Here is a 14,623-nt window from a genome sequence, read left to right on the forward strand (position 1 = left end):
TGTTCACGCTATCGCGCGCCGCGACATTCCCGTCACCCAATGCCAAGGATCCGACATGACGATCGAACGCTTTCATTCCGGCCCCCGCATGAGCCAGGCGGTCACGCACGGCAACACCGTCTACCTCGCCGGTCAGGTCGGCGCGCCGGGTGAGAGCGTGACGGTGCAGACGGAGACGGTGCTGGCGCAGATCGACGCGCTGCTCGCCGAAACCGGCAGCGACAAGTCGAAGATCCTCTCCGCGACGATCTGGCTGGCCGACATGGCCGATTTCGCCGCGATGAACGCGGTGTGGGAACCGTGGATCGCCGGCGTCGGCGCCCCGGCGCGCGCGACCGGCGAGGTCAAGCTGGCGACGCCCGACTATAAGGTCGAGATCATCGTCGTCGCCGCGCGCGACTGATCCGCGCCAGCGCCGGGGCGTCGCAATTGCGGCGCTCCGGTGCGCGTGAACCTTTTCGCCGATCCACCGACTGAACGTGCGAGACTGGCACGGGGGGCGCATGGTGGATCGGGCGGACGATATCGAGCGGGCAGCAGATGCGGACGAACTGCTCGTCATCCGCTGCCAGCTTGGCGAGCGCGCTGCCTTCGATGCGCTGACCGCGCGCTGGGGAGGGCCTGTCGCCCGCTATGCGCGCCGCGTCACCGGCGATGCCGATCGCGGTGCCGAACTGGCGCAGGATATCTGGCTGCGTGCGATCCGCGGCATCGGCCGCCTGCGTGACGGGCGGCGCCTGCGCCCCTGGCTGTTCGGCATCGCCCACCGCGCCTTCATCGACATGCTGCGCCAGCGCTATGCCGCGCCGCCCTTCGTCGAACTGGCGGAGGAGGAGATCGCCGAAATCTCCGCCGAGGATGAGAGCGGACTGCGCGACGATCTCGACGCGCTCGACCACCATCTTGCCACGCTGCCGCCGATCGAGCGCGAGGCGCTGAGCCTGTTCTATCTCGACGCATTGTCGATCGCCCAACTGGCGGAGGTGCTGGCGATCCCGCCGGGCACCGTGAAATCGCGCCTGTTCCGCGCCCGGCAGATGCTGCGCCATCAATTCGAGCAAGGAGACCCGCCATGACCACCGACCATGACATTGCCGCAGCCGAGGCGCTGTGCGGCCTGACCGATGCGCAATTGTCGCTGCCCGCGCGGATCGGCCATGGCCTGCTGCTGCTCGCGGCGCTGGGCATGACCAGCGCGATCGCCTCGCTCTGGCTCACCGAACCGGCGCTGCCCGCGCACACGCGCCTCGCCTTCGGTGCGATGGTGCCGATCGGCGCGGCCTGGGTGGTCTATGCCGGCTGGGTGCTGGCGCGCCGCCATGTCCTGTTCGCGCGGCACCGTATCGTCGCGGGCCGGATGGCGTTGCTGTTCGCGCTGATCTTCACCGGCGGCGCACTGGCGATCGGCCTTGTCGCGGGCAGACCCGCCGGATTGGTGGCAGCGGTGCCGGGTGTCGGCATGATTGCCGCGGCGATCCTGCTGCTGGTATCGGCGCATCGCCGTGTCGCCGCGCTGACCCACCGCCTGGCGATGCTCGAGGCGCGTGATCCGTCCGTCCGGCGCTGAAAAAATTGGACCGGCGATCTCGCCTCGCGGGATCGCCGGTCCAGTGGGGAGAGAGGCGTTACCGCGGCGTGGCCAGCGGAAATCTCGAAAGGGGACGCGCTTGCGCGGCGCCGGCATGATGACGGATGATCGCGATCGTCAGGCGCGCGACGATGCCGCGGCAGTCCATCGACCAGTCGTTCGCGGGCCGCTGCCCGCGGCTGCCATCCGGATCTTCTCCTCATCCTTGCCGGCTGTCCTCGTGGTGCAGCCTGAAGTCTTATAAATCCTACTTGCGTGTTTGGAGCGGCGCAATATGGATTATGTAACCATATGATGAAATATGGCGGTTCAAAATGAGAGGATCGGGGATGCACGCTCAACGCCTTATCGGTCATCTGCTCGCTGGCGCCGGCATGGCTGCGACCGCGCTTGCCGGCGCCTCGGCAGCACCGGCCGATGCGCCGCTGCGACAGATCGAAAAACTCGATCGCGCGCTGGTCGTGGTGCCCGCCCCGGGCGGCGCCGGCATGCATGTGTCGTGGAGATTGCTCTCCACCGATCCGGCGGCGACCCGCTTCGCGCTGAGCCGCGACGGCACGGTGATCGCGACGGTACGCGGCAAGGCGGCGACCAGCTTTATCGATGCCACGGGCACACCGACCGCGCGCTACAGCCTGTCCGTCGACGGCAAGCCGGTCGCGACCGCGATCCCCTGGGGCAAGTCCTATCTCGCGATCCCGCTCGACCGCCCCGCCGCGCGCACGACGCCGACCGGCGAACGCTATGACTATACCGCCAATGATGCGAGCGTCGGCGATCTCGACGGCGACGGCCGCTACGAGATCGTGCTGAAATGGACGCCGACCATCGCCAAGGACAATGCCTTCGGCGGCTATACCGGCGAGACATTGCTCGACGCCTATACGCTGGAGGGCAAGCGGCTGTGGCGGATCGACCTCGGCCGCAACATCCGCTCGGGCGCGCACTACACCCAGTTCATGGTGTTCGACCTCGATGGCGACGGCCGCGCCGAAATCGCGATGAAGACGGCGGACGGCACCGTCGACGGCCAGGGCAAGGTGGTCGGCGACGCCAAGGCGGACTGGCGCAGCCGCGCCGCCGAACTCGAGGCGCAGGACCGCACCGGATCGCGCGAAACCGCCGACGGCAAGCGCATGGCGCAGATCGAGGGCCGTATCCTCGACGGCCCCGAATATCTGACGATCTTCGACGGGCGCACCGGTGCCGCGCTCGCCACCGCCCCCTATGCGCCGCCGCTGGGCGCCGGCGGCGATGACGAGGCCGCGGTCGCGAAGCGCAAGGCGATCTGGGGCGACGGCTATGGCAATCGTTCCGAACGCTATCTCGCCGGTGTCGCCTATCTCGATGGCCGGCGCCCGAGCCTCGTGTTCGGTCGCGGCTATTATGCGCGCTCGACCGTCGCCGCGTGGGACTGGCGCGACGGCAAGCTTCGCATGCGCTGGCTGTTCGACAGCGCGGCACCGGGCAACGAACGCTTCGGCGGGCAGGGCAACCACCAGCTTTCGGTCGCCGACGTCGACGGCGATGGCCGCGACGAGATACTCTACGGATCGATGACGGTCGACGACGATGGCAAGGGGCTCTGGTCGGCGGGGCTGGGCCATGGCGATGCGATGCACGTGTCGGACCTGGATCCCGCCAACCCCGGCCTCGAAAAGTTCGGCGTGCATGAGGACATCCGCGGCAATGGCGGGATCGGCGCGGCGATGCTGGACGCACGCACCGGCCGCATCCTGTGGACCAAGCCGGCGGAGAAGGATACCGGCCGCGGCATCGCGATCGACATCGACCCGCGCCATCCGGGCGCCGAGGCCTGGGCCTCCAACGCGGCGGACCTGTGGGATGCGAAGGGCAATGTCATCCCCGGCGGCCACCCGCGCACCGCCAATTTCGGCATCTGGTGGGATGGCGACGGCTTGCGCGAACTGCTCGACCGCAACCGCATCGGCAAGTGGGACTGGGCGAACGGCACCGAAGTGCCGCTGCTCGTCGCCGAGGGTGCCGAATCCAGCAACGGCACCAAGGCGAACCCGGCGCTCTCCGCCGACATCCTCGGCGATTGGCGCGAGGAACTGGTGCTGCGCAGCGCCGACAGCAGCGAGCTTCGCATCTATGCGACGCCCTATGCCACCGACATCCGCCTGCCGACGCTGATGCACGATCCGATCTACCGGCTGGGCATCGCCTGGCAGAACACGGCGTACAACCAGCCGCCGCACCTGTCCTTCGCGATCCCGGCCGCCGGGCCGAAGGGGGCCGCGAAATGATCCGTGCCGCCGCCGCACTGGCGTTCGCCGGCCTGTCCGGCGCGGCGCTCGCCGCGCCGGGCGCGCAGATATTGATCGCGGGCGATTCCACCGCGTCCGACTATCAGGCGGACAAATTCCCGCAGACCGGCTGGGGGACGATGCTGCGCTGCGCGCTGCCCCCGGGCATGGCGGTGAGGAGTTTCGCGATGGGCGGGCGCTCGACGCGGACCTTCATCGGCGAGGGGCGGTGGGACCGGCTGATGGCCGCGCTCCAGCCCGGCGATACGGTGCTGATCCAGTTCGGGCATAACGACGCCAACAGGGCCAAGCCCGAACGCTATGCCGCCGCCTACACCAGCTACCGCAACAATCTGCTTCGCTTCATCGCCGACGTGCGCCGGGCGAAGGGCGTGCCGGTGCTGATTACACCGGTCGCGCGCCGTTCGTTCGACGCGGCGGGCAAGGCCAAGGCGGATTTTCCGGACTATTCGGCAGTGGTCCGTCTCGTCGCGAAGGAAACGGGGGCGGCGATGATCGACCTCGAAGCCCGCTCCCGCGCCTGGATAGACGGCAAGGGCGGCGAGGCGGCGCGCGCCTTCTATCTGCACTATCCCGAGGGCGCGCAGGCGGCCTTCCCCAAGGGCATCGCCGACGACACCCATTTCAGCGAACTGGGCGCGCGCGGCGTGGCGCATCTGGTTGCGGGCGGGCTGGCCGGGCTCGACTTGCCGGTGTCGAAGCGGATCGATGCGGATGCGCCGGCGCTGCTGCGCACCGAGGCGTTGGGTTCGACCGCGTGTCGATGAAGCGTTCGGGCCGGGGCCGGAGCCCCGGCCCGAAACGGGCTTACTTCGCGACAGCAACCGCGGTCGGCGTAAGCTCCGCAGCCGGAGCAGCGGCGGGCGCGGCCGGCACCGCAGCGGGCACCACCACCGGCGAGGCGGTGGCGGGCGCGAACTCGACGGTCACGTCCTCGTCGATGAAGGCGCTGATCGGGGGTGCGGACGGCTCTGTCCGAGCGGATGAGCCGCGTGGTAGTAGCCGCCGCGAGCGACATGGCGTTCGCAGCGACAGGGGATGACGGAATGCGTGCCGACGGATCGGCGGACCAGAAATATCCGCGGAACTGCGACCCGTCGTGATGGACCTCGACCAGAAGATCAGGGAACGCGGCTGGCGCTCCGAGCAGCTGGTACTCAAGCAGCACCGCCTGTTTCGCGCGGGCGAGAAGGCGATCATGGCGGGCGACGGCCATGCCTATGTAACGGTCCAGGATCGGAGACAGCGGTGATCGGACGGTTGGTTGCGGCGGCATTGCTGGCCGCCTGCTGGTGCGCGGCGCCTGCCGCGGCGCGCAGCGAAGCGCCGCTGGGGGCGGTCCTCGCCGAATGGGATGCCGATCCCCACCCCGACCTGCGCGGCGTGGTGGTGATGCGCGACGGCAGGATCGTCGCGGAGCGCTATTACAATGGCGCCGGTGCCGACGCGCTTCACGACATCCGCTCTGCGGGCAAGAGCGTCACCGCGCTGCTCGTCGGCATCGCCGTCGATCGCGGCGCGATCCGCAGCATCGACGATCCTGTCGACGCCTATTGGTCCGAGGCGCGGGGCAGCGCGATCGGCGATGTCGCGCTGCGGGACGTGCTGACGATGCGCTCCGGCCTGGCCGCGTTCGACGAGGATCCGGCCTCTCCCGGCAATGAGGACAGGATGGACGAGGCGGCGGATCCGCTGGCGTTCGTCCGTAGTATCCCGCGCGCGGATCCGCCGGGCAGCCGCTATCGCTACAATTCGCTGACCAGCTATGTCGCCGGCATCGTGACCGCGAACGCGACCGGCGGCAGCCTCGCGGATTTCGCCGGCGCGCATCTGTTCTCCCCGCTCGGCATCCGGCGCTGGCAATGGGCGTCGGACGCGGCGGGCTATACCAAGGCGCAGGGCAATCTGATGCTCACCACCCGCAACCTCGCGACGATCGGGGAGATGGTGCGTGGGCGGGGCATCTATCGCGGCCGCCGCATCGTCAGCGCGGCGTGGATCGACGCGGCACTGGCGCCGAAGGTCGCGATCGGGGCGGACGATCCCTATGCCGACGGCTATGGCTATTACTGGTATTCGAAGGTCCACGACGTGGATGGCGTGGCGGTGCCGGTGTCCTTCGCGTCGGGCAATGGCGGCAACAAGATCTATGTCGTGCCCGGCCGGCGGCTGGTGGTGGCGATCACGTCCGCTGCCTATGGCCGCGGCTATGGGCAGCGCCGGTCGCAGGATATCCTGAAGGCGGTGCTGGCGGCAGATCTCGGTGCCCCGCGCTGACCCGCGCGCTCAGGCGGACTCCTCGACCACCAGCCCCTTCCTGGCCGATCGCAAGGTGATGATGGTGACGCCGGCCAAGGTCACGATGCCGCCGAACACGGCGAGCGCGGTGACGGGCGCGCCGAAGGCCATCGCGGAAAAGATCACCGCGAGGATCGGCGAGACCAGGGTATAGGGGATGACCACGTTGATCGGGTGGCGCTGCACCAGCCAGCTGAAGCCGCCATGGCCGATCAAGGTGGAGCCGATTGCCGAAAAGGCGATGGCACCGAACGTTGCCGGTGCGAGGTCGGGCACGCCGGCCATCGCGCCGGGTTCGAAGATCAGGCTCAGCGCCGCCATGTTGATGCTGCCGACCAGCCCGATCCAGGCGAACAGGGTGCGCACCGGCACGTCGCTCACCCGGCGCGTCAGGATCGATCCGATCGCCCAGACGAACGCGGCGGCGGCGTTGAGCAGCAGGGCGAGGCCCTCATGGACGATCCTCGGATCGAACCCCACCAGCAGTACGCCGATGAAGGCCATGGCGATGCCGGCGATGCGCGGCAACCGGATGCGCTCACCGAGGAAGATCACCGACAGGATCACCGAGAAGGGCGCGCTGAGCTGCCCGACGATGGCGACCGCGGCGACATTCTCGGCATTGGCGAGCGCGAAGTTGGTCAGCACGTAGAACATCCCGCCGGAGATCACCGCGATCGACAGGATGATCCGCATCTTGCCGGGCACGATGCGGATGAAGGGCAGGCACACCAGCCCGAAGATGAGCTGGCGAAGGAAGGCCGCGGTCAGCGGTGCGACCGCATCCACCGACAGCTTCACGAAGACGATGTTGAGGCTCCACACGAGGTTGACCGCGACCAGCAGTGCCCAGTCCGTCCACACAAGTCCCCGGTAGGGCTGGGACGAGGGGCTGGGTGCGGTCACAAATCCTCCTGGGGCTAGGCGGTCGTGCGCGCGAACGCCCCCGCCGTCGAGGCGCGACGGGAAGGCCGGTAAAGCGTTGACGCTGCACGCGATGTCCAGCGACCTAAAGAAAATGGGGGAAGAGAACCAGTGTGCCGGCGCCGCAATTCTTGCCGGGTCGCGCTCAGCTCGCCCCGCCGATCGCCCCCGGCGTCAGCGCCAGCGCGAGCAGCACCAGCGCGACGCTGACATAGCCCCAGGCGCCCATGCCTGCCCAGGCGATGCGTAGACCGCTCCTCTCGCTCTTCTCCGCCTTCGCCAGCCGGAAGCTGTAGATGATCGTGCCGGTGACGGCCATCGCGGTCATCGCCGCGCCGAAGAGGAACCAGAGGATCTTGGTGGCGAGGCCGCCGAAGGTGCCGAAGTGCAACGGGTCGGCCATTTCCGAGATGCGCTGGTGGAGCGAGAGCGTGCGGCCGTCGAGCTGACCGGTCACCGCCATGGTCGCTGGATCGACCGCAACCGCATTGGCGCGGTCACGCACCAGCCAGGCGTGGGACTGGCCTAGCAGGATCACGCCATTGGTCTCGGTGAAGCGGATCTCGCGGATGTCCAGATCCGGGTCGGCGCGCCGGGCGACGGCGATCAACCGGTCGAGCGCAGCGCCCGTCGGGGGCGGCGCGGTGGCCACCGTCGCCGGCAGTCGCGGCACCGGCGCGTTGCCGCCAAGCGTCTCGACCAGATACCAGATGCCGGTAAGTGCGATCAGCGCGACGAACCAAAGGCTCCACAATCCGACGAGCCTGTGAAGGTCACCGGTCAGCCGCCGTCCGTCGCCGCCGCGGGGCATGCGGAAGAAGCCGCGCCACCATTTCTTGTAGGTGACGACACCCGACACCAGCGAGATCGCGATCAGCAATGCCAGCGCGCTGACGATCGGGATGCCGATCTTCGTCGGCAGCATCAGGTGACGGTGCACCTGGCGCAGGAAGCGGTGGACGTTCGCCCAACCATGCTTGCCCTGCACCTCCGCCGTCCACGGATCGATGTAGACGCGGCCGGGCGCGCCCTTGCCCGGATCGATCCATGCTTCGGCGGCGAACCATGGATCGATGGGTGCGTAGAGCGTCTGCAGCCGGCCCTCGGGCGCGGCCTCCGCGGCCGCCTCGGCAAGCTGGCCCCAGCTTGCCGTCGGGCCCGCTTGCGGCGCTACCCGCATGGCGGGCGTCACCATCCAGTCGATCTCGTGCGCGAACACCGCGAGCGTGCCGGTCAGCAGGATGAAGGTGAGGAAGACGGACAGCTTCAGCCCGATCCAGGCATGCACCACCCACCACAGCGACCGGCCCTTCGATGCACGCGGCTTGGCCATCCGTCAGAACTTGAAGCGGAGTTCGGCGAGGAAGGTGCGCGGCTCGCCGGGGAAGTGGCCGCTCTGCGCCGAGAAGCCCGAAGCCGCGTAGACCTTGTCGAAGATGTTATCGACGCGCAGCATGAGTTCGGCGAAGCCCAGCCCCTTGGTGATCGAGGCGTCGAAGATCGTATAGGGCCGCACCGTCTGACCGGAGAGGCTGATGCGCTTCGAGACATGCTCGCCGCCCATCGCGAAAGCGGTATCGATCACGGGCACCTGATAGCGCGTCCAGAAGCCGACCTTGTGCTTGGGCGCGTTGGCGAAGCGATTGCCCACGGCGTTGGTGATCGCCTGCCCTGCGATCGTGCCGGTGATCTTCGTGTCGTTATAGCCATAGTTGACCAGCAGCACCCAGTTGGGGGTGATATCGGTCGAAAGGTCGATCTCGAACCCCTTGCTCGTCACCTCGCCGATCGGACGAAGCTGATCCTGTCCGTTGACCGGCGGCAGGCTGGGGTCGGCCTGGAGGATGTTCTTGCGAACGATGCGGTAGGCGGCGAGATTGGCCTGCAGCCGTCCTTCGAACAGGTCTGTCTTCACGCCGCCTTCGAACTGGTCGCCCGTGACGGGGGCGAAGGGGCCGCCGACATCGACGTTCTGGCTGGCGGCGGTCTGCGGTTCGAAGCTCTGCGACCAGCTCAGATAGAGCGACACATCCTTGCGCGGCTTGAAGATCGCGCCGGTGCGCAACGTGATGTCGTCATCCTCATAGGATGCGGCATCGACCACGCGGTCCTCGAACTTGTCGTAGCGGATGCCGCCGACCAGCAGGAACGCGTCGGTGAGGCTGATCTGGTCCTGCAAATAGACGCCCTGCCTTTTGGTGCGCGTGTCGGTGCGGGTGAAGGGCAGCAGCGCCGCGCGCGCCACATCGCGCGCGGACGTGGTATAGACCGGATTGCTGAGGCTGAGCGGGGTGACGCCGGCGCGCAGGATCCGCGAATCGAGGACACTGGTCTCGTCATACCAGTCCGCGCCGGTCTGGACCTTGTGTTCCATGCCCAGGATGTCGACGCGCGCGGAAAGGTTGGTGGAGAAGGACAGGCCGTCCACGTCGCGGATCTGGTCGCGGAATTCGCGCGCCACCAGATCCGGATTGCCCGCCACCAGCCCGCGCGGCTCGTGATATTGCTGCGTCTCGGTCGCCTTGAAGTAGCGCACGCCGGCATCGAACGTCACCCGGTCGCCGATCGTGGTGGCGTAGCGCGCCTGATAGGCCTCGGACTTCAGATGGAGGAAGTCGGTCGGCTCGTTGGCGTTCCAGCGGATGTCCGTCAGGAAATTGCCGTCATCGTCGGTCAGCACGCCGCGCAGGCGGTTGGCCTGCAGGTCGTTGTCGTAGATCGTCGCCTGGAGGGTGAGCTTGCCGCCCTCGTTCGTCCTGATCGAAAGGCCGGCGTCACCGATCAGCGACTTGTTCTGCGTGTTGCGGCGCCAGGGATCCATCGATTCATAGAAGCCGCCCAGCCGATAGGTGACGATGCCGTCGGCATCGACCTTGCCTGTCGCCTCGGCCGAGATGCCGACGCGATCGTAATTGCCGCCGGTCACCACGGTGCGCAGCCCGGCGGTCTCGCTCGGCATCTTCGAGACATAGTTGATGATGCCGCCCGGCGATCCGGGGCCGAAGAACAGGCCGGCGGGGCCTTTCAGCACCTCGACCCGCTCGATGTTGAACAGTTGCGGTACCGAGAAACCGATGAAGGGATTGCCCCGCATGCCATCATAGAAGGACTGGTCCTGCCGGAAGCCGCGGAAGGTGATGCCGGCATAGGAGAAGAAGCTGACGCCGGAGATGTTGCGGTAGATGTCGGTCGCGTCGCGCGCGCCCTGATCCACGAACAGTTCGGAATTGATGACCTGCAGGGCCTGCGGGATGTTGAGCGGATCCTCCGCCACCTTGCCGACCGTGGTGGTCTCGGTGCGGTACAGCCTTTGGGCGCGGCCGGTGACGACGATGTCGTCACCGCCTTCGGCAACGGGCTCCGCCGGCGCGGTGGAAACCTGCGCCGCGGCATAGGCCGGACACAGCGATGCGGTCGCGAGCAACGCGATGCGAACGATGAGCAACAGGACCCCCTTGATGCATATCAACTTAATTGCGATTTAGTCGCACTATCGTTCGCAACGGGGGATTGCAACCGGGGTCGGTCGAGATCGAACGGATGGCGACGGCGGAGGACGCGATCCCCCGCCGTTTCACACGAGCTCGGGCAGTCCGCCGATGATCTTGTCCAGCGTCAGCGGATAGTCCCGCACGCGTACGCCGCAGGCATTGTAGACCGCGTTCGCCACCGCCGCACCGACGCCGCAGATGCCGAGCTCGCCGACGCCCTTGGCCTTCATCGGCGAGGTCTTGTCGTCCACCTCGTCGAGGAAGAACACGTCCTGATGCGGAATGTCGGCATGAACCGGCACATGATATTCGGCCATGTCGTGGTTGACGAAGAAGCCGAAGCGCTTGTCGACCACCGCCTCTTCCATCAGCGCGGCGCCGACGCCCATCGTCATCGCCCCGATCACCTGGCTGCGTGCGGATTTGGGGTTGAGGATGCGGCCCGCGGCGAAGGCGCCGCCCATTCGCCGCACCCGCACCTCGCCGGTCATCACGTCCACGCCCACTTCGGCGAAATGCGCGCCGAAGGTCGATTGGGCGTAGCGCTCGGCGAGGTCGCCATAGTCGATCGTGTCTTCGGCGACGAGGCCGGCGGCATCGGTCAGCGGCGCGGTGCGGTTGCCCGAACGAACCCTGCCATCCTCGAACACCGCGTCCGCCGAGTTGAACCCCAGCTTCTGCGCCACCTTCTCGCGCAGGGCGACGCAGGCGGCATAGACGCCGGCGGTCGCGCTGTTCGCGCCCCATTGCCCGCCCGACCCGGCGGAGACGGGGAAGCGGGAATCGCCGAGCTCGACGATGACCTGCCCGATCTCCACGCCCATCATCTCGGCGGCGGTCTGCGCGATGATCGTGTAGCTGCCGGTGCCGATGTCGGTCATGTCGGTCTGCACGGTCACCCGGCCCTGGCCGTCGATGCCGACGCGCGCGCCCGATCTCATGTTGATGTTGTCGCGGAACGCCGCGGCCACGCCCATCCCGACCAGCCAGCGGCCATCGCGGGTGCTGCCCGGCTTCGCCTTGCGCCTGTTCCAGCCGAAACGCTCCGCGCCGATGCGCAGGCAGCCGACGAGATCGCGTTGCGAGAAGGGCCGCTCGGGCTTTTCGGGATCGACCTGCGTGTCGTTGCGGATGCGCAGTTCGACCGGGTCCATCCCCAGCGTCTCGGCGAGTTCGTCCATCGCGATCTCGAGCGCGAGCAGCCCTACCGCCTCGCCGGGCGCGCGCATCGCATTGCCTTCCGGCAGGTCGAGCACCGCCAGCCGCGTCGCCGTCATGCGATTGGCGCCCGCATAGAGAAGGCGCGTCTGCATCACCGCGGTTTCCGGGCCGCCCCCGGGCAGGTCGCCCGACCAGCTTTCATGGCCGATCGCGGTGATCGTGCCGTCCTGCGTGGCGCCCAGCCGCACGCGCTGGATGGTCGCGGGGCGGTGGGTGGTGTTGTTGACGACCTGCGTGCGCAACAGCGCGACCTTCACCGGACGCTTGACCGCCCGTGCCGCGAGCGCCGCCATCACCGCGTCCGAGCGGATCCACAATTTCGATCCGAAACCGCCGCCGAGATAGGGTGAGGAGACGGTGATGCGATCCTTGGGGATACCCAGGGTCTGGCTGAGATCGCGCACTGCCCAGGCGATCATCTGGTTGGAGGTCCACACCGTCAGCCGGTCGCCCTCCCACGCCGCGATCGTCGCGTGCGGTTCCATCATCGCGTGGCTGTGATCGGGGGTGGTATAGGTCTGGTCGATCTTCACCGGTGCCGCGGCGAAGGCGGTGGCGAAATCGCCGAACGCGCTGTCCGGCCCGCCGGACTTGGGTTTGGTCGCGCCATCCTTGGCGGCGGCGAGATCGAAACTGCCCTTGGCCCGCTGATAGTCGACGTGCACGGCGCGCGCGGCGTCGCGCGCCTGCTCGAACGTCTCGGCGACGACCACCGCCACCGCCTGGTCGTAATGCTCGACATCCGGCCCGGCGAGCATGCGCGCGGTGTGCGCTCCGGCCTTTTTGAGCGGCCCGGCATTCTGCCACGTGACGATGCCGAGCACGCCGGGCAGCGCGTCCGCCGCCGACGTGTCGATCGCAAGGATGCGGCCCTTGGCGATCGTCGCGCCGACGATCACGCCATAGGCGGCGCCGGGCGCGACATCGTGCCGTTCATAGGCATAGGGCGCGGTGCCGGTGGTCTTGAGCGGCCCGTCGATGCGGTCGTGCGGCTTGCCGACCACCCTCATCCGGTCGATCGGGTTGGTCGTCGCCGGTGTATCGAACTTCATCGGCTTACCCTTTCGCCTGCGCCAGCACCCAGTTGAGCGTGCGCTCGACAAGGGGCCGCTTGAACGCATTGGCCTCGGTGGCGCGCGCGCCGGCAAGCACCGCCTCGGCAAGCGGTTTCGCACCGCGCCCCGCCTCGGCCTCCGCCGCTTCGACCCGCCACGGCTTGTGCGCGAGGCCGCCAAAGGCGAAGCGGCCCCCGCCATCCTCGCCGATCACCGCCGCAACCGAAATCACCGCGAACGCATAGGAGGTGCGATCGCGCACCTTGCGGTAGATGTGGGTGCCGGCGATGGGCTTCGGCAATGTCACCGCAGTGATCAGTTCGCCCGGCTGCAGCGCCGTTTCGATGTGCGGCGTGGCGCCGGGCAGCCGGTGGAAGTCGGCGATCGGGATCGCGCGGGTGCCGCCATCGGGCGTCACCGTCTCCACGCTGGCGTCGAGCAGCCGCATCGCCACCGCCATGTCGCTGGGATGGGTGGCGATGCACTGGTCGCTGGTGCCGAGGATCGCGAGGTTGCGGTTGAACCCGCCGATCGCGGCGCAGCCGGACCCGGGCTTGCGCTTGTTGCAGGCCTGCGCCGGATCGTAGAAATAGGGGCAGCGGGTGCGCTGGAGGAGGTTGCCGCCGGTGGTCGCCTTGTTGCGGAGCTGGCCCGATGCGCCGGAGACGAGCGCCCGCGTCAGCACGCCATAGTCTCGTCGCACGCGCCGGTCCGCCGCGAGATCGGTGTTGCGCACCAGCGCGCCGATGCGCAGCCCGCCCTCCGGCGTCTGCTCGATCGTGTCGAGCCCCAGCCGGTTGACGTCGATCAGGTGCGTCGGCGTCTCGATCTGCAGCTTCATCAGGTCGAGCAGGTTGGTGCCGCCCGCGATGAAGCGCGCGCCCTGGGTGCGCGCGGCGGCGGCCGCCGCTTCCGCCGCGCTGCTCGCGCGCTCATAGGTGAAGGGCTTCACAGCGTTGCTCCCGCGACGTCGGCCATCGCATCGATGATGTTGGAATAGGCGCCGCAGCGGCAGATATTGCCGCTCATCCGCTCGCGAAGCTCCGCGTCGGAAAGCTCGGGCGCGGCCTCGATATCGGCGCTGACATGGCTGGGAATGCCGGCCTCGATCTCGTCGAGCACCGCCACCGCCGAGCAGATCTGCCCCGGCGTGCAATAGCCGCACTGATAGCCGTCATGCACGATGAACGCCTTCTGCATCGGATGCAGTTTCTCCGGCGTGCCGAGCCCCTCGATCGTGGTGACGCACTCGCCCTCGTGCATTACCGCCAAGGTCAGGCAAGCGTTGATCCGCCGCCCCTCGACGATCACCGTGCAGGCGCCGCACTGGCCATGATCGCAGCCCTTCTTGCTGCCGGTCAGGTGCAAATGCTCGCGCAGGGCATCGAGCAATGTGGTGCGCGGATCCAGTTCCAGCGCATGGTCCTTGCCGTTGATCGTCAGCGAAACCTTCATCATCGGCGTATCGTCTGCCTTCTTCTTGTCCTGGGTACGGCGCCGGGCGCCGGTACGGATGACCCCGCGGCCGTCGCCACGCCCGCCGCGAGGATCGCACGGCGCGTGATATCGAACGGCGATGCATCGGTCATCGGCGGGTCCTTGTTCTGTCACGATTCGGCTGGCTGGCTGGCCGGGCGCGCGCGGATTGGTTCCGCGTCTGGTTGGCGATGCTACTGCGACCGGGGGGAACGGCTCAAGGGGGGAATGGTTTCGGGCGGGATGCCGACGTGCGGCCGCACGGAGCACAGGCGACGC

Annotated in this window: 13 protein-coding genes and 1 pseudogene; 7 read left to right on the forward strand and 7 right to left on the reverse strand. The window is 68.1% G+C overall.

Translation table 11 applies throughout. The features are described 5' to 3' along the window. Positions 1–55 precede the first annotated feature (55 nt). The 5 genes from NX02_RS26680 to NX02_RS26700 all read left to right on the forward strand — a co-directional run bounded on the left by NX02_RS26680 (position 56) and on the right by NX02_RS26700 (position 4,646). On the forward strand, positions 56–403 hold the full coding sequence (locus tag NX02_RS26680) for a RidA family protein (RefSeq protein ID WP_025295221.1): 348 nt from the start codon (positions 56–58) through the stop codon (positions 401–403). 100 nt (positions 404–503) lie between these two features. Continuing rightward, entirely contained in the window at positions 504–1,076 is a 573-nt protein-coding gene (locus tag NX02_RS26685) for an RNA polymerase sigma factor (protein ID WP_025295222.1), read from the forward strand. After that, positions 1,073–1,567, forward strand: a complete 495-nt coding sequence (locus NX02_RS26690; protein WP_025295223.1) for a hypothetical protein — start codon at positions 1,073–1,075, stop codon at positions 1,565–1,567. Before NX02_RS26685 ends, NX02_RS26690 begins: the two co-directional genes overlap by 4 nt. Positions 1,568–1,917: 350 nt before the next feature. Beyond that, positions 1,918–3,858, forward strand: coding sequence for a rhamnogalacturonan lyase (locus tag NX02_RS26695; protein ID WP_158014186.1), 1,941 nt, complete (start codon positions 1,918–1,920; stop codon positions 3,856–3,858). Next, the gene (locus tag NX02_RS26700) at positions 3,855–4,646 is read left to right on the forward strand and encodes a rhamnogalacturonan acetylesterase (protein WP_025295225.1); all 792 of its coding nucleotides are present in this window, start codon (positions 3,855–3,857) and stop codon (positions 4,644–4,646) included. The genes NX02_RS26695 and NX02_RS26700 overlap by 4 nt, the downstream gene beginning before the upstream one ends. Before the next feature lie 40 nt (positions 4,647–4,686). Here NX02_RS26700 and NX02_RS33975 read toward each other — a convergent pair whose 3' ends face one another. Then, the gene (locus tag NX02_RS33975; RefSeq protein WP_281178262.1) at positions 4,687–4,809 is read right to left on the reverse strand and encodes a hypothetical protein; all 123 of its coding nucleotides are present in this window, start codon (positions 4,807–4,809) and stop codon (positions 4,687–4,689) included. Positions 4,810–4,978: 169 nt separating this feature from the next. Here NX02_RS33975 and NX02_RS33395 point away from each other — a divergent pair, with 169 nt between their 5' ends. Then, positions 4,979–5,131: a hypothetical protein gene (locus NX02_RS33395; protein ID WP_211258259.1), complete on the forward strand. Its 153-nt coding sequence runs from the start codon at positions 4,979–4,981 to the stop codon at positions 5,129–5,131. Beyond that, entirely contained in the window at positions 5,128–6,156 is a 1,029-nt protein-coding gene (locus tag NX02_RS26705) for a serine hydrolase domain-containing protein (RefSeq protein WP_025295226.1), read from the forward strand. The genes NX02_RS33395 and NX02_RS26705 overlap by 4 nt, the downstream gene beginning before the upstream one ends. A 9-nt stretch (positions 6,157–6,165) precedes the next feature. Here NX02_RS26705 and NX02_RS26710 read toward each other — a convergent pair whose 3' ends face one another. From NX02_RS26710 to paoA, 6 genes and pseudogenes are all read right to left on the reverse strand, one after another. Beyond that, complete coding sequence (locus NX02_RS26710; protein ID WP_053000720.1) at positions 6,166–7,083, reverse strand: DMT family transporter; 918 nt, start codon at positions 7,081–7,083, stop codon at positions 6,166–6,168. 163 nt (positions 7,084–7,246) lie between these two features. Beyond that, positions 7,247–8,434 (reverse strand): PepSY-associated TM helix domain-containing protein, encoded by a 1,188-nt coding sequence (locus NX02_RS26715; protein WP_025295228.1) that lies wholly within the window; start codon positions 8,432–8,434, stop codon positions 7,247–7,249. A gap of 3 nt (positions 8,435–8,437) precedes the next feature. Continuing rightward, a complete protein-coding gene (locus NX02_RS26720; RefSeq protein ID WP_025295229.1) occupies positions 8,438–10,546 on the reverse strand; it encodes a TonB-dependent siderophore receptor in 2,109 nt (702 codons plus the stop codon). Between the two features lie 129 nt (positions 10,547–10,675). Continuing rightward, on the reverse strand, positions 10,676–12,865 hold the full coding sequence (paoC, locus tag NX02_RS26725) for an aldehyde oxidoreductase molybdenum-binding subunit PaoC (protein ID WP_025295230.1): 2,190 nt from the start codon (positions 12,863–12,865) through the stop codon (positions 10,676–10,678). Between the two features lie 4 nt (positions 12,866–12,869). Continuing rightward, positions 12,870–13,820 (reverse strand): FAD binding domain-containing protein, encoded by a 951-nt coding sequence (locus tag NX02_RS26730; RefSeq protein ID WP_025295231.1) that lies wholly within the window; start codon positions 13,818–13,820, stop codon positions 12,870–12,872. After that, a pseudogene (paoA, locus tag NX02_RS26735) lies at positions 13,817–14,457 on the reverse strand (aldehyde dehydrogenase iron-sulfur subunit PaoA). The gene NX02_RS26730 and the pseudogene paoA overlap by 4 nt, the downstream one beginning before the upstream one ends. Positions 14,458–14,623: the final 166 nt, after the last annotated feature.

Origin of the sequence: Sphingomonas sanxanigenens DSM 19645 = NX02 (genome assembly GCF_000512205.2) — a bacterium.
In the GTDB taxonomy this organism is placed as follows: Bacteria; Pseudomonadota; Alphaproteobacteria; order Sphingomonadales; family Sphingomonadaceae; genus Sphingomonas_D; species Sphingomonas_D sanxanigenens.